General features: G+C 35.9%; 23 protein-coding genes. 15 read left to right on the top strand and 8 right to left on the bottom strand.

Annotation, left to right across the window (positions count from 1 at the left end; genetic code table 11):
• Window positions 1-16: 16 nt before the first annotated feature.
• Window positions 17-691, bottom strand: coding sequence for an ABC transporter ATP-binding protein (locus FS802_RS09855; protein WP_000609098.1), 675 nt, complete (start codon window positions 689-691; stop codon window positions 17-19).
• Entirely contained in the window at window positions 688-1,791 is a 1,104-nt protein-coding gene (locus tag FS802_RS09850) for an efflux RND transporter periplasmic adaptor subunit (RefSeq protein WP_098654514.1), read from the bottom strand. Before FS802_RS09850 ends, FS802_RS09855 begins: the two co-directional genes overlap by 4 nt.
• 211 nt (window positions 1,792-2,002) lie before the next feature.
• On the opposite strand from FS802_RS09850, the gene FS802_RS09845 reads away from it, so the two are divergent.
• The 3 genes from FS802_RS09845 (at window position 2,003) to FS802_RS09835 (ending at window position 4,698) form a co-directional block, all read left to right on the top strand.
• A complete protein-coding gene (locus FS802_RS09845; protein ID WP_144524982.1) occupies window positions 2,003-2,737 on the top strand; it encodes a YwaF family protein in 735 nt (244 codons plus the stop codon).
• A gap of 88 nt (window positions 2,738-2,825) precedes the next feature.
• Window positions 2,826-3,692 carry an ABC transporter permease subunit gene (locus FS802_RS09840; RefSeq protein WP_000239701.1) on the top strand — a complete coding sequence of 289 codons (867 nt, stop codon included), beginning with the start codon at window positions 2,826-2,828 and terminating at the stop codon, window positions 3,690-3,692.
• A 1-nt stretch (window position 3,693) separates the two neighbouring features.
• Window positions 3,694-4,698, top strand: a complete 1,005-nt coding sequence (locus FS802_RS09835; RefSeq protein ID WP_000269930.1) for an ABC transporter permease — start codon at window positions 3,694-3,696, stop codon at window positions 4,696-4,698.
• 35 nt (window positions 4,699-4,733) lie between these two features.
• Here the strand turns inward: FS802_RS09835 and brnQ2 are convergent, their stop codons facing one another.
• From brnQ2 to FS802_RS09815, 4 genes are all read right to left on the bottom strand, one after another.
• Complete coding sequence (brnQ2, locus tag FS802_RS09830; RefSeq protein ID WP_001260906.1) at window positions 4,734-6,050, bottom strand: branched-chain amino acid transport system II carrier protein BrnQ2; 1,317 nt, start codon at window positions 6,048-6,050, stop codon at window positions 4,734-4,736.
• A 218-nt stretch (window positions 6,051-6,268) separates the two neighbouring features.
• Window positions 6,269-6,838, bottom strand: coding sequence for a spore coat protein CotJC (gene cotJC / locus FS802_RS09825; RefSeq protein WP_000265283.1), 570 nt, complete (start codon window positions 6,836-6,838; stop codon window positions 6,269-6,271).
• Between the two features lie 12 nt (window positions 6,839-6,850).
• Entirely contained in the window at window positions 6,851-7,114 is a 264-nt protein-coding gene (locus tag FS802_RS09820) for a spore coat protein CotJB (protein ID WP_000194954.1), read from the bottom strand.
• 8 nt (window positions 7,115-7,122) lie between these two features.
• Window positions 7,123-7,338: a spore coat associated protein CotJA gene (locus tag FS802_RS09815; RefSeq protein WP_000343267.1), complete on the bottom strand. Its 216-nt coding sequence runs from the start codon at window positions 7,336-7,338 to the stop codon at window positions 7,123-7,125.
• Between the two features lie 108 nt (window positions 7,339-7,446).
• On the opposite strand from FS802_RS09815, the gene FS802_RS09810 reads away from it, so the two are divergent.
• From FS802_RS09810 to FS802_RS09790, 5 genes are all read left to right on the top strand, one after another.
• Window positions 7,447-7,809, top strand: a complete 363-nt coding sequence (locus FS802_RS09810; RefSeq protein ID WP_000446754.1) for a VOC family protein — start codon at window positions 7,447-7,449, stop codon at window positions 7,807-7,809.
• A gap of 289 nt (window positions 7,810-8,098) precedes the next feature.
• The gene (locus FS802_RS09805) at window positions 8,099-8,380 is read left to right on the top strand and encodes a YkvA family protein (protein WP_000733852.1); all 282 of its coding nucleotides are present in this window, start codon (window positions 8,099-8,101) and stop codon (window positions 8,378-8,380) included.
• Between the two features lie 11 nt (window positions 8,381-8,391).
• A complete protein-coding gene (locus tag FS802_RS09800; protein ID WP_000435018.1) occupies window positions 8,392-8,997 on the top strand; it encodes a DedA family protein in 606 nt (201 codons plus the stop codon).
• Between the two features lie 110 nt (window positions 8,998-9,107).
• On the top strand, window positions 9,108-9,476 hold the full coding sequence (locus FS802_RS09795) for a DUF3992 domain-containing protein (RefSeq protein ID WP_001277539.1): 369 nt from the start codon (window positions 9,108-9,110) through the stop codon (window positions 9,474-9,476).
• Window positions 9,477-9,496: 20 nt separating this feature from the next.
• Window positions 9,497-9,841, top strand: a complete 345-nt coding sequence (locus FS802_RS09790; RefSeq protein ID WP_000525800.1) for a DUF3992 domain-containing protein — start codon at window positions 9,497-9,499, stop codon at window positions 9,839-9,841.
• A gap of 58 nt (window positions 9,842-9,899) precedes the next feature.
• Here FS802_RS09790 and FS802_RS09785 read toward each other — a convergent pair whose 3' ends face one another.
• Complete coding sequence (locus FS802_RS09785; RefSeq protein ID WP_002096836.1) at window positions 9,900-10,325, bottom strand: S-Ena type endospore appendage; 426 nt, start codon at window positions 10,323-10,325, stop codon at window positions 9,900-9,902.
• A gap of 351 nt (window positions 10,326-10,676) precedes the next feature.
• On the opposite strand from FS802_RS09785, the gene FS802_RS09780 reads away from it, so the two are divergent.
• From FS802_RS09780 to FS802_RS31030, 3 genes are all read left to right on the top strand, one after another.
• Window positions 10,677-13,139 carry a LamG-like jellyroll fold domain-containing protein gene (locus FS802_RS09780; RefSeq protein ID WP_141547144.1) on the top strand — a complete coding sequence of 821 codons (2,463 nt, stop codon included), beginning with the start codon at window positions 10,677-10,679 and terminating at the stop codon, window positions 13,137-13,139.
• 79 nt (window positions 13,140-13,218) lie between these two features.
• The gene (locus FS802_RS09775) at window positions 13,219-13,422 is read left to right on the top strand and encodes a hypothetical protein (protein WP_000391504.1); all 204 of its coding nucleotides are present in this window, start codon (window positions 13,219-13,221) and stop codon (window positions 13,420-13,422) included.
• Window positions 13,423-13,434: 12 nt separating this feature from the next.
• A complete protein-coding gene (locus FS802_RS31030) occupies window positions 13,435-13,605 on the top strand; it encodes a hypothetical protein (protein ID WP_001174856.1) in 171 nt (56 codons plus the stop codon).
• A gap of 28 nt (window positions 13,606-13,633) precedes the next feature.
• Here FS802_RS31030 and bcaP read toward each other — a convergent pair whose 3' ends face one another.
• On the bottom strand, window positions 13,634-15,037 hold the full coding sequence (gene bcaP / locus FS802_RS09770; RefSeq protein ID WP_000838746.1) for a branched-chain amino acid transporter BcaP: 1,404 nt from the start codon (window positions 15,035-15,037) through the stop codon (window positions 13,634-13,636).
• Between the two features lie 180 nt (window positions 15,038-15,217).
• On the opposite strand from bcaP, the gene FS802_RS09765 reads away from it, so the two are divergent.
• The 4 genes from FS802_RS09765 to murQ all read left to right on the top strand — a co-directional run bounded on the left by FS802_RS09765 (window position 15,218) and on the right by murQ (window position 18,808).
• Window positions 15,218-16,441 carry a cation:proton antiporter gene (locus tag FS802_RS09765; RefSeq protein ID WP_050552155.1) on the top strand — a complete coding sequence of 408 codons (1,224 nt, stop codon included), beginning with the start codon at window positions 15,218-15,220 and terminating at the stop codon, window positions 16,439-16,441.
• A gap of 124 nt (window positions 16,442-16,565) precedes the next feature.
• Window positions 16,566-16,880, top strand: a complete 315-nt coding sequence (locus FS802_RS09760; protein WP_078182858.1) for an outer surface protein — start codon at window positions 16,566-16,568, stop codon at window positions 16,878-16,880.
• A 29-nt stretch (window positions 16,881-16,909) separates the two neighbouring features.
• The gene (locus FS802_RS09755; RefSeq protein WP_000648177.1) at window positions 16,910-17,773 is read left to right on the top strand and encodes a MurR/RpiR family transcriptional regulator; all 864 of its coding nucleotides are present in this window, start codon (window positions 16,910-16,912) and stop codon (window positions 17,771-17,773) included.
• Window positions 17,774-17,923: 150 nt separating this feature from the next.
• A complete protein-coding gene (murQ, locus tag FS802_RS09750) occupies window positions 17,924-18,808 on the top strand; it encodes an N-acetylmuramic acid 6-phosphate etherase (protein ID WP_075312087.1) in 885 nt (294 codons plus the stop codon).
• Window positions 18,809-18,827: the final 19 nt, after the last annotated feature.

Below are 18,827 nucleotides of genomic sequence, written 5' to 3'. Positions count from 1 at the left end.
TCACTCGTGTTCAAAATTAACCTCTCCAATCTTGGACGATATTTCCGTCACGAATTACAATTTGACGTGCTGCAGCTTCCCCGATTTCACGATCATGGGTAATCATAATGATTGTTGAGCCTTGTTTGTTTAATTCGTAAAAGAGGTCCATAATTTGTGTACTCGTTTTCGTATCAAGTGCACCCGTCGGTTCATCGGCTAAAATGAACTTTGGATTATTTACGATTGCACGTGCGACTGCGACACGCTGTTTTTGTCCACCTGATAATTCGTTCGGTAGGTGAGTAGCACGATCAGCTAAACCTACTTTTGTTAAAGCGGCTAATGAGCGCTCACGTCTTTCTTTTTTATCAACTCCAGCGTAAATAAGAGGTAATTCTACATTTTGAAGTGCTGTAAGTCTCGGTAATAACATGAAGTTTTGGAATACGAATCCGATCTCTTTATTACGAACGCGTGCAAGTTCTGTTTCGGACATGTTTGAAATATTTTGACCAGCTAGTTCATACGCACCTGTCGTTGGTTTATCTAAGCAACCGATAATGTTCATTAATGTTGATTTACCAGAACCAGATGGTCCCATAATAGAAGTGAATTCTCCCTGGTTCAGTGTTACGTCAATGCCATGTAATATTTGAACGGATTCTGCACCATTTTGGAATGATTTCGTGATGCCTTTTAAGTTAATCATTCAACGACAACCTCCATACCATCTTTTAAGTCTTTTTCAGGTTTAGAGATAATTTGTTCTCCTTTTTTCACTCCAGAAACTTTTGCTTCGTTATCAGTCTCGAATTCAACAGTAACTGCTTGTTCTTTCGCTTTACCGTCTTTTACAACGAAGACAACATTTTTGTCACCTTTTTTCACGATGCTGCTTTTCGGAACAATCGTACCAGTTGCTTCGCCAGATTTACTTGTTACGTAAACGTGGAAGCCGTTTTGTAATTCTTCACTATTATCTAATGTGACAGTGAATTGATAGTTAGAAACTGTTTTGTTTTCATCCATGCTCTTTAATGGTGTAGAACCGATTTCTGTTACTTTTCCTGTCCAAGTCTTACCAGCGACAGTTTTTGATGAAACAGTTACTTCTTGCCCAACTTTCATACTAGCAAGCTCATATTCAGAAAGTTGACCTTTTACTTTAAATGGACCAGCATGACGAAGTGTAATGCCGCTCATACCTGTTTTTTCATCAGCAGTTTTTACGATATCATCAATTATGCCATCAGTAGGGCTCGTTACAGAAAGTGTGTTTACTTTTTCTTTTGCTGCTTTAATCATTTCATCAGATTTTTCCACTTCAAACTTTTTCATTTCAATTTGTGATTCTAATTGTTGTACTTCGATTTCTGATGCTTTTAACGCTTCAGCAGGAAGGCCTGCATTTTTCTCTTTTTGTAATTTTTGTTTCGCTGCATCAATTTGTTTTTGGAACAATGTTACTTCTTTTTGTGCGATTTTCTTTTGCATTTCTGCTTCTGTTACACCTTGTTTCGCAGTAGGGTCATTATATTTAAAAAGGAGCTGGCCTTTTTTTACTTCATCACCTTTTTTTACAGCTAATTCATACGTACCTTTTGTTGGATCAAATGAAATTGTTTCGATGCCGTTTGGAATGACTTCACCGCCAAATTTTTGCGCGTTTTCAATTTGTTTTTCTGTTACTTTATATCCGCTATATGCCATTGCTACTTCTGAACTACCGCCAGCAAATGCAAAATATGATCCAGCTGCAATACCGATTGCTACTACACTAGTAATTAACACTTTATTTTTCTTCTTCATCTATTTATCACCTTTTCGTTCGTTTTAGTATCTACATTCAGTATAAAAGAGGTGAAGAATCTGACAAATCGTTTTAGCTTACAATAACCTTACAGTTTTGTAAGGTATGAATATGTAAATGTAAGGTAGAGCTTGTCCAAGTGTAAGCAAATGAATTGACTCGTCGTTTCTTTCTTACAATAATATTGTATGAAGGAGAGGAGGAGGCAAGATGGAAGCTTATTTTAGTGCGCATCCATTCAAACCATTTATTCCATACTCAAGGCAACATGTCATTATATTATTTATTATGTTGGTAGGGATATTTTTTCTATATCAATACCAAGATTTATTGCGGCAAAGTGAGTGGAATATAACGGTTAGATATGCGATTGCATTTTTATTTATTGGGAGTGAAATTGGGCTCCATATGTGGGAATGGAAAGCAGGGATTTTTGAACTAGGCACTTCATTACCATTTGAGTTATGTACGATTAGTTTATTGTTAGCGTCGATTATGATGGTAACGAAAAGTTACCGCATATATGAGATTGTATTTTTTACAGGAATTATCGGTGCATCACAAGCGATTTTAACGCCGAACGTGCAATATGCTTTTCCGCATTTTCGCTTTATAGAATTCTTCGCTGCACATGTATTACTCATTTGTGCACCACTCTTTATGACGTGGGTAGAAGGATATAGACCGACCTTGCAATCAATTAAGCGTACGATGATATTTTTAAACATAGTAATTCCAATCGTTTCTTTTGTGAACTACAAAACAGGCGGTAATTATATGTTTTTAGCTCGTAAGCCAGAAACTGCTTCATTACTTGATATGTTAGGGCCGCACCCTTACTATATTATTTCATTAGAAATAGCTGCGCTTATTGGATGTTTTATTTTGTATATGCCGTTTGCGAAAAGAGAAGGGCATGCGCATAAAGAATCACTAGGATCATAACCTAGTGATTTTTTCGTGTAAATATTTACAATTCAGAAAATTAAGAATAAAATTAAGGGGTAAATTATATAGAGAGAGAAGGGAAAACGTGGTCAAAAAAGTTTTTCTGAATGGGATGGAAGTGACGGTTCAATTTATTATTTCGATTTTGGGTATTATTTGTTTAGGGGCACTGCCGAAATTATTTTATGGATTTGAGCTGCATGCATCAAGGTACATACAGAGTTTAAAAGAAGTGTTTGTGAACTTAATGGATATCTCTAATTTTCAATATGTGAGAGGTAAATTTTTATTTCCGCAGTTGTTCGTCCATTATAAAGAAACGATTGTTATTTTTTTAGCTGCTTTTTTCATTTCATTATTTGTAGCATTTTGTATTGTTTATGTGATTACGAGTAGTTCACCGCGTATACAACATCGCATTAAATCATTTCTCATCTTCTTAGAATCTATTCCAGACATTCTACTTATTTTAGTATCACAAATTTTAGTTGTATGGTTTTTTAAACAAACAGGTTTTTTGCCCTTTCAAATTGCATCAATTGGAGGCGAATCAATTAGAGGATTACCAATATTTTGTTTGAGTATACCGACTACGATTCTGTTTGTAAAACTGTTAGTGCTTCGTTTTGAAAATGAGCTAGAAAAAGATTATGTACTATTTGCTAAGGCGAAAGGGCTCGATCGTTTTCATATTTTAAATCGTCATATTTTACGAAATGTGTTGCTTAGTACACTTTTCTTTGCGAAAACGAATATCTTTTTTATGTTATCTAATTTATATATTATAGAATGGATTTTTAATACGGGTGGTATTTTTATGTTTTTGAAATCGTATGAGGGTATTAGGATTGAGGTTTTCATCGTTAGTGTGCTGCTTATTTATATTCCGATTTTTATTTTGTTTAAATTGTTTCATTATCTCATTCCAGCTGCGATGAAGGAGAGACTATAATATGTGGACGTATATAAAACGCGATAAAAGATTTTGGATAAGCATTGGGTTTCTTCTCATATTAGTTCTTTTGAGCATCGGAAATACGATATGGAATGATGGACATATTAAAAAAGTTACGTTGCAATATGATGCGGCTGGAAATCCAGAAGTGCCACCCTTCTCACCTTCATTACAATTTTTACTCGGGACAGACCGAAAAGGATACGACCTGTTACATTTAGTCATTGAAGGCGCGAAGTGGACAATTGGTATATCTATTTTAATTGCGGCACTTAGAATGGTGATAGGTGTGTTTTTCGGTGTTATGCTTGGAACATATGTAAAAAGAGGTTTTTCCAAAATCGAGGCTTTTTTTGATAGTTTTACAGTTATTCCAACAGTTATGATTGCGTATTTTTTTCTTCAATCTGCAAATGCATTTGGGAGTGGAGAGGAAACAACAACCTTTTTTGAAAGGGCTTCGTTTCAAGTTTTATTACTTGTAATGCTTGTGATGCCAGTTATTGCATTGTATGTTGCGAAGGAAGTCCGTAAGTTGAGAACCGAAGAATTTATTGAAGCTGCGTGCATATTAGGTGGATCGAGAAGGCATATTGTTATAAAGCATATTTTCCCGCATCTTTATATGACGTTTATACTTGTATTTTTTCAGCAGTTTACGCAAACTCTTACTATTTTACTGCACTTAGGATTACTGGAAATATTCTTTGGCGGAACAGTTCAGTTTTTCGGACCGATAGAAGAAATAGACTCTTACACACATGAATGGTCAGGCTTAATTGGAGTCTATTTTAGATCATTAACAGTGAATCCGTGGATTCCGCTCGTTCCCATTACATTTTTTGGACTTACTATTTTTTCAGGAAATATGATTGTGAAAAGTATAGAAGAAGCGATGACAAAAGTTCGATTAGGGGGAGAGATAAAGAAGACGGATGTAGAAGAGGAACAATCTGCTGTGCAGTCAAAAGAAGAGCTATTTACTTTTAAACATACGATGTGAAAAGAAGCAAGCATGGATTTCATGCTTGCTTCTTTTTATTTTGTAGAAACTTCACCTTCAGCTTCTGTTTGAGGAATATAGTATCCGATTATACCACCGATGATTGCTGGAATAATCCAGCCGATTCCTAAGTTGTAAAAAGGAATGGTGTGTACGATATTAGCGATAAAACTTGGTATCAATTCCACATTATCAAGTGCATGAATACAGCTAATAATGAATGCTGCGAGCATTGCTCCGATGTAGACAGAAGGTTTACGTTTCGTATATTTATCAATAAATGATACGAAAATTAAAATGATTGTAATTGGATACAAAATGATTAATACAGGTAATGTAATTTTTATTAGTAAACTTAATCCTAAGTTTGAAATGACGAAGCTAAATATACAAACGTATAGTACGAGTTTCTTATATGAAACATTTGTTAGTACTGTTGCGAAATAGTTGGCGAATGCACTTACAACACCGATTGCTGTCGTTAAACAAGCGAAGATAATGGCGATACTTAATAAAACATTACCGCTTGTCCCAAAGAATTGATACATAACAGTAGCTAATAGTTGACCACCGTTTTCGAATTGCCCTAGATTGCCGTTTGAAGCGCCGATATAACCGAGTAAGAAATAAACAATTGTTAAGAATAGAGCTGCAATGCTTCCGCAAATAATTGTATATTTTGCAATCGATTTCTTCTCTTGTATACCATTTTGGCGAATTGCATTTACAACAATTGTTGATAATACAAGTGCTCCAATTGCATCTAACGTTAAAAATCCTTCAAGAAATCCTTTGAAAAATGGAATTTCTTTATAGTCACCAACAGGTTCTGCAAACGTTCCTGGTGAAAGAATCGCTTTTGTTGCCATAATTGCAATAATTCCAAGTAAAATTGGCGTTAATATTTTTCCGATATGGTCTACTAATTTTGATGGATTTAATGATAAGAAGTAGACGACTGTAAAGAAAATCGCACTAAAGACTAACATAGAGTACCATTGGTCCGGGAAAAGTGGTGCAATCCCAATTTCGTAAGATACAGATCCAGTTCGTGGAATAACAAATAGTGGGCCGATTGAAAGATAAATAATGATAGCGAATATTGCTGCGAATTTTGGATGAACACGGCTTGCTAAAGTGTTAAAACTACCACCGGCAAGGGCAACAGCGACGATAGCTAGTAAAGATAAACCGACGTCTGTAATAATAAATCCTGTAATGGAAATCCACATGTTTTCTCCGGATGAAAGACCGAGAAGGGGCGGGAAAATCATATTACCAGCACCGAAGAAAACTGCGAATAGTAATAAACTAATCGAAAGTATTTGCGCTGGTTTTAAAGTTGTACGCATATAAAGAAAATCCTCCTAATGAGTATTTTTGTCGAAAATTCAAATAATTTGTCGAGTAACTGTTACTATTTTAAAGGTCTGATGACTAGAAAGCAATAGGGAATTTTAAAAATATTTTAAAATAATGCGTAAAATTGAATAAATATACTATTTATATCTTTAATAGGAAGGATTTAACTTTAAACGTAAAAAAAACACATATCGCTAGGATACGTGTCTTAAAAAAATATTTTTTTATCACGTTCTTCTTTTAAAATTTCAACTGCTTCTCGGAAACGTTGTGAATGGACAATTTCTCGTTCGCGTAAAAAGCGTAAGCTGTCATTTATGTCAGGATCGTCAGATAAATCAATGAGCCATTGATAAGTTGCTCTTGCCTTTTCTTCAGCAGCAATATCTTCATATAAATCTGCAATAGGGTCTCCTTTTGCTTGAATATAAGTAGCAGTAAAAGGAACGCCACCAGCATTATGATAAAACAAAGCACTATCATGATTAGCGTACTGTGCGTCTAATCCAGCAGCTTTCATTTGCTCTGGTGTTGCATCTTTTGTTAATTTATAAATCATTGTCGCAATCATTTCTAGATGCGCGAATTCTTCGGTACCAATGTCGGTTAGTAAGCCAACTACTTTGTCAGGAATGGTATAACGTTGATTTAAGTAGCGAAGAGCAGCAGCGAGTTCGCCGTCCGCACCGCCATATTGTTCAACTAATAATTTGGCGAGTGCTGGATTACAAGTACTCACTTTAACTGGATATTGTAATTTCTTTTCATAAATCCACATAGTCTCTCTCCTTTATATTTGCCATGGCCACGGTCCTTTGCTCCATTCCCATGGAGCGTTAGAATAACTATTTCCGAACTGCTGGAGTGGCCCGTATTTTTCTTCGATTTTTTGTTGTAATACTCTTCGTTTATAGGAGAAATCGTTGAATTGATTTATAGCTGCAGTATCGTTTGGGTGCGTATCTAAATAGAGGGTAAGTTCAACTAATACAAAGTCTAGTTCTTGTAGTTCTTCAATCCATTTGTAATATTCATCAGGCAATGTCTGTGTCACGTTTTTATTCACCGTCCTTTTTTGTAAGGATTTTCATAAAAATCATAAAAAGCAGGCCACAGAGTTCCTTTTCGTAAAGCTTCTTTTGGTGGGAATTGTGGTAGGTTAGGTGGTTGAAAGCCCATAAATAGGTGTGGGGGAGTTGAGTAATATTTTTTTCCAATTGGAGGGCAAGGGTCGTTTGGGCCATGGAAAGGTATGTAGGATTTCATAAATTCATCCATGTTACACGCCTCCTTTATAAATGAAATATTCATCACTACGTATTGTATTCGTACATAATTGCAAATTATGACTCATATAGAAAACTAAAAGAGGCAGGGGGAGTGCGGATGGAAAGTGTTACAACATGTATTGTATTAGAATCTAAAAACTTAAAGGAAACATTATATTTTTACGAAGGCATTCTAGGGTTTAAACCGAGCAAGGAGAGGCCACAAATACGTGTAACAGGTGTGTGGTATGATATCGGTTCAACGAGAATTTGTTTTGTTGTAAATAGGGGACTAGGAGAACATAGAGAGACCGTTATATCATCAGTGAAAGAACTATTGTTAAAAACTACAAATATCGAGCGGTTAAAGAAAAAGTTAGTGTTTTATCAAATATCATTTGTAGAAGAGCACCATGGTGAAGAAGTTAAAATAATATTTCATGATCCAGATGGTTATACACTCCAATTTACTTCAATATAAAATATGGAATAGAGCTTTTTATAATGGAATAATCTGAATGGTGAATGAAAAAAATATTGACAAGCTTAGGCAAATATTTTAATGTGATTGTATAAAACTGTGTATATAAAGGGGAGTAACTTATTACAGTAAAGTCGTCATTACAGGGAGAAACCCTCGGCTTTATTGGCAACGTTTCGTTGTTAGTGAGACCTTTACCAGCAATGGTAAAGGCCCCTTATTGTCTTTTTTAGGACCCTTACCATATTTGGTAGGGTCCTTTTTGTATACAAAGAGAGGAGAAATAAAAATGAAAAAACTTATTAGTAGATTAAGAGTTGTATTTCATGTTCGTCGTTTCGTTCCATTCCTATTTGACTTTTTTACTTCAAAAGAGGTTTCAATAAAGAAGAAAATTTTATCTGTTGCTTTTTTAGTTGGGTATGTTGCGATGCCGCTTGATTTAATTCCAGACTTCCTGCCGTTTATCGGTATTTTAGATGATATTGGAATTGTGTTATTCATTTTGAACCGAATTGTAAAAATGGCGCCAGTGCAATTACAAGAAAAGCATAACGTAAACGTAGGATAGGAGTTGAAATTATGGAGCAAATTATTTTAGATATAATCGAGTTTTTAAAGCAGTTTTCTTATTTTGGAGTTGTGTTAGCATTAACGTTTGAATTTATTCCAGCAGAAGTAGTTTTGCCTATGGTTGGGTATTGGGTGTACGAGGGAGATATGAATTTTTGGCTAGCTGTATTAGCAGGGACACTTGGCGGAACGACAGGACCATTAACGTTATACGCACTCGGTTATTACGGTGGCCGTCCTCTATTAATAAAATACGGGAAATACTTCTTTATTAAAGAAGAGCAAATTCAAAAAGCAGATGATTTCTTTGAGAAATATGGACCAGTTGTAGCATTTGTTGGACGCTTTGTGCCAGGGGTTCGAACGCTTATTTCTGTTCCATGTGGAATGGCGAAAATGAATATATGGAAATTTAGTATATATACATTTGTAGCAATGTTCCCGTTAACGACTTTATATGTCTATTTTGGAATGAAATTAGGGCCGCATTGGGAAAAGGCTGCGGATGTTGTTGGACAATATATGTTACCGATATTAGGAGGCGTACTTCTTATCGTGGCTAGTATCTTTATCTATAAATTTATGAAAAAACGAAATAAAACTGAATCTATCTAGTCATTGGTACTGAAATTTTCATATTTTTTGAAAATAGATGAATAGTACAGGCAAAAGACTCTGAGGGACATACACATATAGGGAATATAAAAGAGAGAGGGGAAACAACTATGTCTTGTGAGTGCTCAGGGTCAGCATTAACTTGTTGTCCAGATAAAAATTATGTACAAGATAAAGTGTGTAGTCCGTGGTCTGCTACTGTAGTTGCAACAGCAATTGATAATGTTCTTTATACAAATAATATTAACCAAAATGTAGTTGGTACTGGTTTTGTTAAATATGATGTTGGTCCAGGTCCAATTACTGTAGAAGCGCTTGATTCTGCTGGGGCTACAATTGATACACAAATATTAAACCCAGGAACGAGTATCGCTTTTACGTATCGCCGCTTTGATAGTATACAAGTTGTGTTACCTGCAACACCTGCTGGAACGTATCAGGGAGAATTTTGTATTACAACACGCTATCCACTTTCATAGTAGAATAGGAGAGGATTGAAATGGGAATGAGAAGTTCCGGTTTGTCTTGTTGTTCTAATAAAACACTTGTGCAAGATCAAGTATGTACAGACTGGTCTATTACAGGTGCTGGTACTCAAATTGTATATACGAATAATATTACACAAGAAGTATATGGTTCAGGTTATTTGAAATATGATGTAGGCGCGAATCCCATTACAGTTGATTTTTTAGTAGGTGCTACAGTAGTTGATACAATTACTGTACAACCACAAAGTAGTGGTACTTTCACTGTACGATATTTTACTACTGTTCGAATTACTACGACAGGAACAACTGTTAATCAAGGAGAGTTTTGTATTACTGTACGTTATCCGATTTCATAAAAAAAGCATACCGTAAATGGTATGCTTTTTTAATTGAGAAAGTAATGAAATTGGTATTCTATAAGCAACATGTAAATTGGCAACAGTACTTGCCTTCTAAATATAGTGAAGGATCACTTTGTATATTAATAATACTGACAGATTGTAAGTCTTTTCCTGTGTAAGATATAGTATTACCAGGAAACACAGTGAAAATATTAGTTACTGCTCCAGTGATTTGAATTGTAATTGCTTCTGTGCTGCTAGTACTATTGTAAACCGAGACAGTACCTGATATAAGTAGTATCCTATCACTTTTCCATAGTATCATTGATTGTAATGCATCTTTGGCAGATGGGATGGTGTTATTAGTTATGAGGAAATTCCCTGCAAATTCATTTGTTACTCGCTCGCAATTTGGATTTGGGGGAGGGGGTGGTGGACAAGGGTCTGGACAAATAATAGATAAAGGAGCGAAACAGCCAATATTTTTTTTGTTCCTCAATATAACCCCTCCTTTTAAGTTGTCTTTTACTACTATTAAATGTAGAAGCATGGCCGATGTGTTAAAAAAGAAGGAAATGTTAAAAATTAAGATTGTCCAATAGGCTTAAACTTTAATTTATCATTAGTGTTATAGAAAAGATTATATGTGAATAGTCATAGGAAAAGAATGATCAGATTCTTTTAGACAAAAGGTGGTTGTATACAATAGTATGAGGAATGTTGGACTTAACCTCTAATTAACTGTATATTTACAAAAATCTAATAAAATTCATTTGTTATTTAAACGACATTAACATGTTTTAGATAAAATAGCTCTTGTAATGAATTAATTATTATGAGGAGGATTCACGTGGAAAGAACAGCTTTACGAAAAGTAAAAGGTCTTATTGGATTATTAATGTTTTTTGTATTAGCATTCGTATCAGTTCCGTGGAGTACATCAGTCAAAGCGGAAGAGAAGAAGCAAGAAAAGGCACCAAGTGAAAAGAAGATAGTTTTTCCAGTTGTGAGTGATGTACATATTAAAAATAGTGGAACGGATGATACGTTTCGCTGGAAAAGAGCGATTGAACAGTTTAATACACTTGCACCAAAGCAAGATGCGTTCGTAATTGTGGGAGATTTTACTGATTCAGGATCGGTACAACAATATGATCGTTTTATGCAAGTATATAATGAAAATGCAAATAAAGATGCGGTACGAATGAATTCTCTTGGTAATCATGATTATTGGAATGGTTTATCTGTAGAAGGAGCACAGAAGCGTTTCTTAGAAAAAACAGGAATGAAATCAATTTATTATCATAATGTGGTAAAAGGTTATCATTTCCTTGTTATGTCTCCAGAGGATGGAACAACTCATGGATATTATTCGGACAAGCAAATTAATTGGTTAAAAGAAGAGATGGCAAAGGCGCAAAAAGATGATCCAGAAAAACCAATTTTCGTATTTTTACATCAACATATTAAAGATACAGTGTACGGTAGTCAAGAATGGGGAACGAAAGATAGTGCAAAAATTAATGCAGTATTAAAAGAATATCCACAAGTCATTACGTTTTCAGGTCATTCACATTATCCATTAGATGATCCAAGATCGATTCATCAAAAAGACTTTACATCCGTTGGTACCTCTTCTGTAAGCTATATGGAGGTAGAGGGTGGCAAAGTGCAAGGGAATATTCCTTCAGAATCGCGTGCATTAAGCCAAGGTTTATTAGTAGAAGTAGATGATAAAGAAGTAACGATTAATCGCCGTGATTTCCATACAAATTCTTGGACAGGCGAGCCTTGGAAAATTCAGTTGCCATCAAAGAAAGAGACATTTACACATGTAGAAGATCGTGATAAAGAAAAGCCTTACTTTGCAAAAGATGCGAAGTTATCGGTATCAAATGTAACAGAAAATGCAGCAACAGTAACATTCCAGCAAGCGTTGGACAACCTTCTTGTTCATTCTTACCGTGTACAAGCGAGAGATAAGCAAACGGGAGAAATAAAGAATAAATTGTTAGCATTCTCAGAGTTTTATCGTGATCCAGTGCCGAAAGAACTGACATTTACGCTTGCAGGACTAGATGGCGGGAAAACATATACACTGGAAGTCGTTGCGATTGATTCATTCGGCAATGAAAGTGTACAACCATTAACGGCAGAGGTTACTACGAAAAAAGATAATATTGACCCGAATGTGAAAGTACCAAAGGCGGATGTTTTTGATGTGAACTTTGCAGATGGTACATTTAAAGACAATTCATCATTTGGTACAAAAGGTGATGTTAAGGGTAATGTGACTATTGAATATGATAAAGCGTTGAAAAAGAATGCTATGAAGCTAAACGGAAAAGCAAATACATTTGGATATCTTCCGTTTTCAGCAGCACAAAAAGAGAAAGTAGCAAATACATTTACGTTAGAAACTGTGTTTTCAATGAATGAAATCCGTGGGCAAGGTATTTTACAAAATACAGAGAGCGGCGGAATTGGCTTTGAATCTACAGGAAGTGGTTATGTAGAATTATGGGCTCATATTGGCGGTAGCTATAAGCGTGTTGGCGTGCAATTAGAGGCAAATAAAACGTACCATTTAACTGGAACGTATAATGGAAGTGAAGTAGCCATTTACGTAGATGGTAAAAAAGTAAATAGCCAACCAGCTACAGGGAAAGTATATCACCCGAACGTACCATTTGCACTTGGTGCAGATCCAGATAGCAACGGGAATGGCGGTATTCCGTTAAACGGACAAATTGCGCTTGCAAAATTATATAGTAAAGCGTTAAGTTCTTCAGAAGTATTAGCAGCATATAATGAGTTTTCTAATCGTACAAAATTAGAGCAAGTAAACGCGTTATATGAAGAGCTTGGAAAAGTAAAAGAAGTGTTAGCTGGTACGTATGAGTTTGGTGACAAACCAGGTCAATATTCAAAGGAAGCATTTCAAGCACTAGAGAAAAGCTATAACACTGCAAAGCAAGCATTTGAAAATGTAGGAAGTACTGGAGAGCAAATCGTTCAAGCGTATAACGAATTAAAAACAGCTAATGTAACATTTGTACAATCTAAAGTAGCAGAAGAACAACTGAAAACACCGAAAGAAAAATTACAAATCAATATTGAAACTGCAAAAGCAGTGGTGAAAAAAGCGCAAGCTGCAAATGTAACGGATGGTTCAGTGAAATCATTGAGTCAAAAAATTACAGTGGCAGAATCTGTGTTAAAAGATGCGAAAGTAAAAGATGCACAAGTAGAAACGATGAATCGTACGATGGAATATGCGATTTCACTCGTTGAAAAAAGCATAAACAAATAAGAGAGAAGAAAAGAAGCTTATCATGATAGGCTTCTTTTTTGTTATACTAAAAATAGTATAGAATGAGGGAGCGAATAATTTGGAAGAGAAAAAGCTAAAAAGAATTCTTGAATATGTATGGATCGCGGTTGTGCTCCTTGTAGGATATTATTTCTTAAAAGAAAAAAGTATATGGGTTCTATTTCTAATGACGTTTTTATTAGCGGGTTTAGGCACGTTATTTATTAATTTCTTCTTTGATAGTCTAAATGCATGGAAGAAGAAAAAGAAGGGAACGAAGTAAAGGAGGGAATATATGCAAAAGTGGAAGCTCATATATCAGGTGATTCTTTTCATAGTGCTTGTAGGTATTGTCGTTTTAAAATATTCTACACCGATAGGAAATTGGGCATCGTTTACAGCTTGCATCGGCATATTTTTCATTTTACAATCGTTAACGAAAAAATATAATAATACAGAAAGATAGCTCACCGTTTTATCGGCGAGCTATTTTGTTATGCTTTTTTCTCTCCATCATTTGTTTTTTCAGTAGCTAAATGACTATGTTTTCTAGAGTAGAAGAAATAGAAACATAAGCCAACTATAAGCCAAGCTATAAAGCTAATCCATGTCGTTTTAGACAAATTAATCATCAAATATAAACAGCAAAGAATTGCAACAACTGGTAATACAGGTACAAAAGGTGCGCGGAATCCACGTTTTAAGTCAGGATGTGTTTTTCGTAAAATGAGTACTGCGCAGCAAACGAATGTAAAGGCTGTTAGCGTACCGATGTTCACTAAATTAGCAAGTAGATGTAGGTCTAGAAGTCCTGCTAATAAAGCGGCAACAACACCAGTGATCCATGTGTTTAATAAAGGGACTTTTACTTTTTTATTTACACGTGCTAGCGCTTTTGGAAGTAGTCCGTCGCGGCTCATCGCATAAGAAACGCGAACTTGTCCGTACATAACGACTAGGAGGACGGTTGTCATTCCAGTCATCGCGCCAACAGCGAGAAGTCCTGCAATTGTATCTTCGCCAACGAAATGTAAGGCAAACGCAACTGGATCAGAAACATCTAATTGTGTATATGGAACCATACCTGTTAAAACGAAAGATACAATCATGTATAAAACAGTACAAATAAGAAGAGAACCGATAATGCCAATTGGTAAATCGCGCTGTGGTTTTTTCGTTTCTTCTGCCGCGGTGGCGATTGCATCAAAGCCTAAGAAGGCGAAGAATACAGTGGCAGCTCCAGTAATGATACCGTCGTATCCGAATGGAATGAACGGCGTCCAATTTTCAGGTTTTACATATTTTGCGCCTGCTACGATAAAGGCGATAATAACAGCTAACTTGATAAGAACCATAACATTATTAATGCGTGCGCTTTCGCGTATACCGAAACTTAAAAGGCCCGTAATGAGTAGTAAAATACAAACAGCTGGTAAATCGATAATGCCGCCTTTTCCTACGCCAGGGGCCGAGGCGATTATGGTGGGCAGATGGATGTTAAACCCTTGTAGTAAAGATTGTAAATAACCAGACCAACCGACAGCTACAGCCGCGACTGCAAGTAAATATTCGAGCATTAAACACCAGCCGACGATGAAGGCGACGACTTCTCCGACTGTCATGTATGCGTAAGTATACACACTTCCAGAGACAGGAATAGAAGAAGCAAATTCGGCATAGCAAAAGGCTACACAAGCACAAGTAAATGCAGCAATAAGGAATGATAACATAATACCAGGACCAGAATGTTTCGCTGCGACAATACCTGTTAATACAAAGATCCCTGTCCCAATTACGGCGCCAATTCCTAAAAAAGTTAAATCAAGTGCAGTTAATGTTCTCTCTAACTGCCGTGGTGATTCAGTACTAAGTGGCTTTTTTCGTAATAATGACTTCACTTTGGACTCTCCCCCCGTTTTTTCATTTCCATAACTGCGAATATAGTATGAGCCCACTAGAAGAGAGTATGTAAGTAAATGGAGGTACAGTTATGGTATGTAGTTTTTTAAAATTGCTGGATTAATCTTAATATAATTCAGAATATTTTGTCAAATAAAAATATGACAAATAAAATGCGGATGAATAGGGGAAACTACTTGCAGAAATGGACGAGGGTTAACAGAGTGACAAAACCACTCATAAAAGTTTCACTTTATAAAGTAGGAGAAGATGTTATGTTATTTTATTTTGAACTTGTCGTCATTTTACTTTGTACGAAATTAGCTGGTGATATTAGCGTGAGACTTGGCCAGCCTTCTGTACTTGGTAAATTAATCGTTGGTATTATTATCGGTCCGGCTGTGCTTGGTATTATTAATAGTTCTGAATTGATCGATGAACTGAGTGAAATTGGTGTTTTACTACTTATGTTTATGGCAGGGCTTGAAACAGATTTAGAAGAGTTAAATCGGAATTTGAAATCTGCATTCGCAGTAGCGATGGGGGGAATTATTTTCCCATTCCTTGGTGGGTATTTAGCGGGACTTGCGTTTGGAATGTTACAGTCGCATGCGATCTTTTTAGGGTTATTACTTTGTGCCACTTCCGTTAGTATTTCTGTTCAAACACTAAGAGATTTAGGGAAAATGAATACGAGAGAAAGTACGACGATTTTAGGGGCAGCTGTATTTGATGATGTAATTGTTGTTATTTTATTAGCATTTGTGATGAGTTTTTTAGGTACACAAGATGTAAATGTAACGCTTGTCATTGCAAAGAAAATTATCTTTTTTGTCAGTATCGTTTTCATCTCTTGGAAAGTTGTTCCATGGATTATGAAAATGCTCGTACCACTTCGCGTAACAGAGGCGTTAATTAGTGCAGCTCTTATTATTTGTTTCTCATTTTCGTATTACAGTGAAATGATGGGGATCGCAGGTATTATTGGGGCATTTGCAGCCGGAATTGCCATTTCGCAAACAGAGTATAAGCACGAAGTAGAACATAAAATTGAACCGATTGCTTATGCGATATTTGTACCGGTGTTCTTCGTAAGTATTGGAATGGAAATTACATTTCAAGGTATCGGAAGCCAGCTTTGGTTCATTATCATCATGACGCTTATTGCAATTTTTACAAAGTTAATCGGATCAGGTTTAGGAGCAAGACTGACAGGGTTCAACCTTCAATCTTCTATTAGTATTGGTGCGGGGATGGTTTCGCGCGGAGAAGTGGCGCTTATCATCGCAGCAAATGGACTTGCGGCGAATTTATTAGCGAAAGAAAATTTCACAGCGATTGTTATTGTTGTTATATTAACGACGATTATTACGCCGCCGCTTTTGAAAAAATATTTTGTATAGAGAGGAAGAGCTTATCTCATGTAGGTAAGCTTTTTTTTATTGGAAAAAGCAATAGTCATATAGCGTGAATAGGTTGTAATTATGTTAAAATCTACGTATATGATAAGTCGAGGAGAGAAAATGTGTGAGGATTACGAAGGGGAAGGTTATCGGTATAATCATACTTATTGCGCTATGTATACCATTTACTGCATGGAAAGAGTCAAAAGTGAAAGACTTTCCTGTTTCTATTTTTTCTTCCTATGTAGAAGACGAAAACCCGAAAGACTATAATTACACTGCTTTTGTACCTGACTTTGCAATTTGGATACATGGATGGGAAAAACAGCGATCTGAAGGTGAAACAACGTCATATAAAAAAGGGGATCGAACTGTAATTGTTCACCATCCTCCTGGCGATGATGGTTTTTATCTTTTTGAAGCAAGAGAAAATAAGTGAAAGCAACCGTAAGAAGTGGAGGTTAAATAGTGAAAGCTTCAACATTACTATTTAAAATTGAAAGTAATATGGATCAATTTTCACCAGCTGAAAAGAAGGTTGCCATGTACATAATGGGGAATGCAGAAATTGTTCCGAACTTAACGACGAAAGAAGTGTCAACGAATGCGGGCGCAAGTGAGGCGAGTGTTGTTCGCTTTTGTAAGTCGATTGGGATTGGAAGCTTTAAAGCATTTAAAATCGCGCTCGTTCGTGAATTGACGATTGCTGATTATAATATTAATGATTTTTCAGTTATGAATACGGAAGATGGACCGTATGACTTGTTTAATAAAGTTACGTATGTGAATAAAGCTGCAATTGAGGCGAGCGTTACTGCGATAGATAAAAAGGAACTTGAGAAAGCTGCAGATCGTATTGTAAATGCAGATAAAATTATATTTTATGGAGTAGGCGGATCAGCTACTCCGGCGATGGACGGGGCTTATAAATTTACAAGGCTCGGATTTACAGCGATGATGCTATCAGATTTTCATATGATGTTGCCGCTTGTGACGAATTTAAAAGAGGGCGATATATTTGTTGCGATTTCAACATCTGGTCGTACGAAAGATGTACTTGAAATGGCGCAATATGCGAAGAGACAAGGTGCAACAGTTATTGCGATTACAAAGCTTGACCAATCATCACCGTTATATAAAGAGGCGGATATTCGTCTTTGTATGCCAGATGTAGAGCAAGATCATCGTATTGCAAGTATTGCTTCTAGAATGACACAACTGAATATGATTGATGCTTTATATGTGATTACTTTTAATCGTATTGGTAATAAAGTGTTGGATCAATTTATGGAGACAAGGGAAGAAGCTCTACGGTTACGGAAGTTAAAATGAGAAGATGGGGAAACCCATCTTTTTTTGCATACTGACATAAATTCGTCATGAAAAGAAATAAAATTTCATAAAATAATAAAGTAATATTGATTTTAAATTTCTTAAAGTTATAATGAAAGTATGAAATTAAATTTCAAAGTGGGTGGTAATATGTTAGAAAATTTATCGACAGAACATCGTAATGAGAAGACGATGAATTTAGATGAGATGAGCATAAAAGAAGTGTTACAAAGTATGAATGAAGAAGATCGAACTGTTGCGTTAGCAGTTGAAAATGAAATAGAAGAAATTGAAAAGGTTGTACAGATTGTCATTAAATCCTTTGAAGATGAGGGCCGATTAATTTACATTGGGGCTGGTACGAGTGGCCGTTTAGGTATTTTGGATGCGGTGGAATGTCCGCCGACATTTGGAACAGATGATAAAATGGTGCAAGGATTTATAGCAGGTGGATTGAAAGCGTTTACTAAGGCGGTGGAAGGTGCCGAAGACCGCGAAGAGTTAGCAGAAGAAGATTTAAAAAGTATTGGATTAAATGAGAAAGATACAGTGATTGGAATTGCGGCAAGTGGTCGAACTCCTTATGTAATTGGCGGTTTGAAGTACGCGGCTAGCGTGGGAGCGAGCACGGCGAGTATTTCTTGTAATAAAAATGCTGAAATAAGTAAATATGCAAAACTAAATGTGGAAGTAGAAACAGGCGCAGAAATTTTAACAGGCTCAACGCGTTTGAAGGCTGGTACAGCACAAAAATTAGTACTTAATATGATTTCAACAGCTTCTATGATTGGTGTTGGGAAAGTATATAAAAACTTAATGGTAGATGTTCAATCTACAAATGAAAAGTTAGTAGAACGATCAAAACGAATTATTGTGGAAGCAACAGGGGTTAGTTATGAAGTAGCAGCAGAGTGTTATGAAAAAGCAGAACGTAATGTGAAAGCTGCGATTGTTATGGTGTTATTGCAGTGTGAGTATGGGGAAGCACTGGAAAAGTTAAAAGAAGCGAAAGGGTTTGTGAAGAAGGCACTATAAAATAATAGGGAGGGGGATT

The sequence above is a fragment of the Bacillus sp. DE0042 genome (assembly GCF_007680225.1).
In the GTDB taxonomy this organism is placed as follows: Bacteria; Bacillota; Bacilli; order Bacillales; family Bacillaceae_G; genus Bacillus_A; species Bacillus_A wiedmannii.
The sequence above is the reverse complement of the archived record's forward strand: the minus strand, read 5'-3'. Positions and strand labels throughout refer to the sequence as shown.

Excerpts from the sequence above, each read along its gene's own strand:
- FS802_RS09855 (WP_000609098.1), bottom strand. The coding sequence starts at position 691 with ATGATTAACTTAAAAGGCATCACGAAATCATTCCAAAATGGTGCAGAA.
- brnQ2 (WP_001260906.1), bottom strand. The coding sequence starts at position 6,050 with ATGCGTACAACTTTAAAACCAGCGCAAATACTTTCGATTAGTTTATTA.
- FS802_RS31030 (WP_001174856.1), top strand. The coding sequence starts at position 13,435 with ATGCAAAAGTGGAAGCTCATATATCAGGTGATTCTTTTCATAGTGCTT.
- FS802_RS09765 (WP_050552155.1), top strand. The coding sequence starts at position 15,218 with ATGAATAGGGGAAACTACTTGCAGAAATGGACGAGGGTTAACAGAGTG.
- FS802_RS09795 (WP_001277539.1), top strand. The coding sequence starts at position 9,108 with ATGTCTTGTGAGTGCTCAGGGTCAGCATTAACTTGTTGTCCAGATAAA.
- FS802_RS09845 (WP_144524982.1), top strand. The coding sequence starts at position 2,003 with ATGGAAGCTTATTTTAGTGCGCATCCATTCAAACCATTTATTCCATAC.
- FS802_RS09835 (WP_000269930.1), top strand. The coding sequence starts at position 3,694 with ATGTGGACGTATATAAAACGCGATAAAAGATTTTGGATAAGCATTGGG.
- FS802_RS09790 (WP_000525800.1), top strand. The coding sequence starts at position 9,497 with ATGGGAATGAGAAGTTCCGGTTTGTCTTGTTGTTCTAATAAAACACTT.
- FS802_RS09850 (WP_098654514.1), bottom strand. The coding sequence starts at position 1,791 with ATGAAGAAGAAAAATAAAGTGTTAATTACTAGTGTAGTAGCAATCGGT.
- murQ (WP_075312087.1), top strand. The coding sequence starts at position 17,924 with ATGTTAGAAAATTTATCGACAGAACATCGTAATGAGAAGACGATGAAT.
- cotJC (WP_000265283.1), bottom strand. The coding sequence starts at position 6,838 with ATGTGGATTTATGAAAAGAAATTACAATATCCAGTTAAAGTGAGTACT.
- FS802_RS09805 (WP_000733852.1), top strand. The coding sequence starts at position 8,099 with ATGAAAAAACTTATTAGTAGATTAAGAGTTGTATTTCATGTTCGTCGT.
- FS802_RS09815 (WP_000343267.1), bottom strand. The coding sequence starts at position 7,338 with ATGGATGAATTTATGAAATCCTACATACCTTTCCATGGCCCAAACGAC.
- FS802_RS09800 (WP_000435018.1), top strand. The coding sequence starts at position 8,392 with ATGGAGCAAATTATTTTAGATATAATCGAGTTTTTAAAGCAGTTTTCT.
- FS802_RS09810 (WP_000446754.1), top strand. The coding sequence starts at position 7,447 with ATGGAAAGTGTTACAACATGTATTGTATTAGAATCTAAAAACTTAAAG.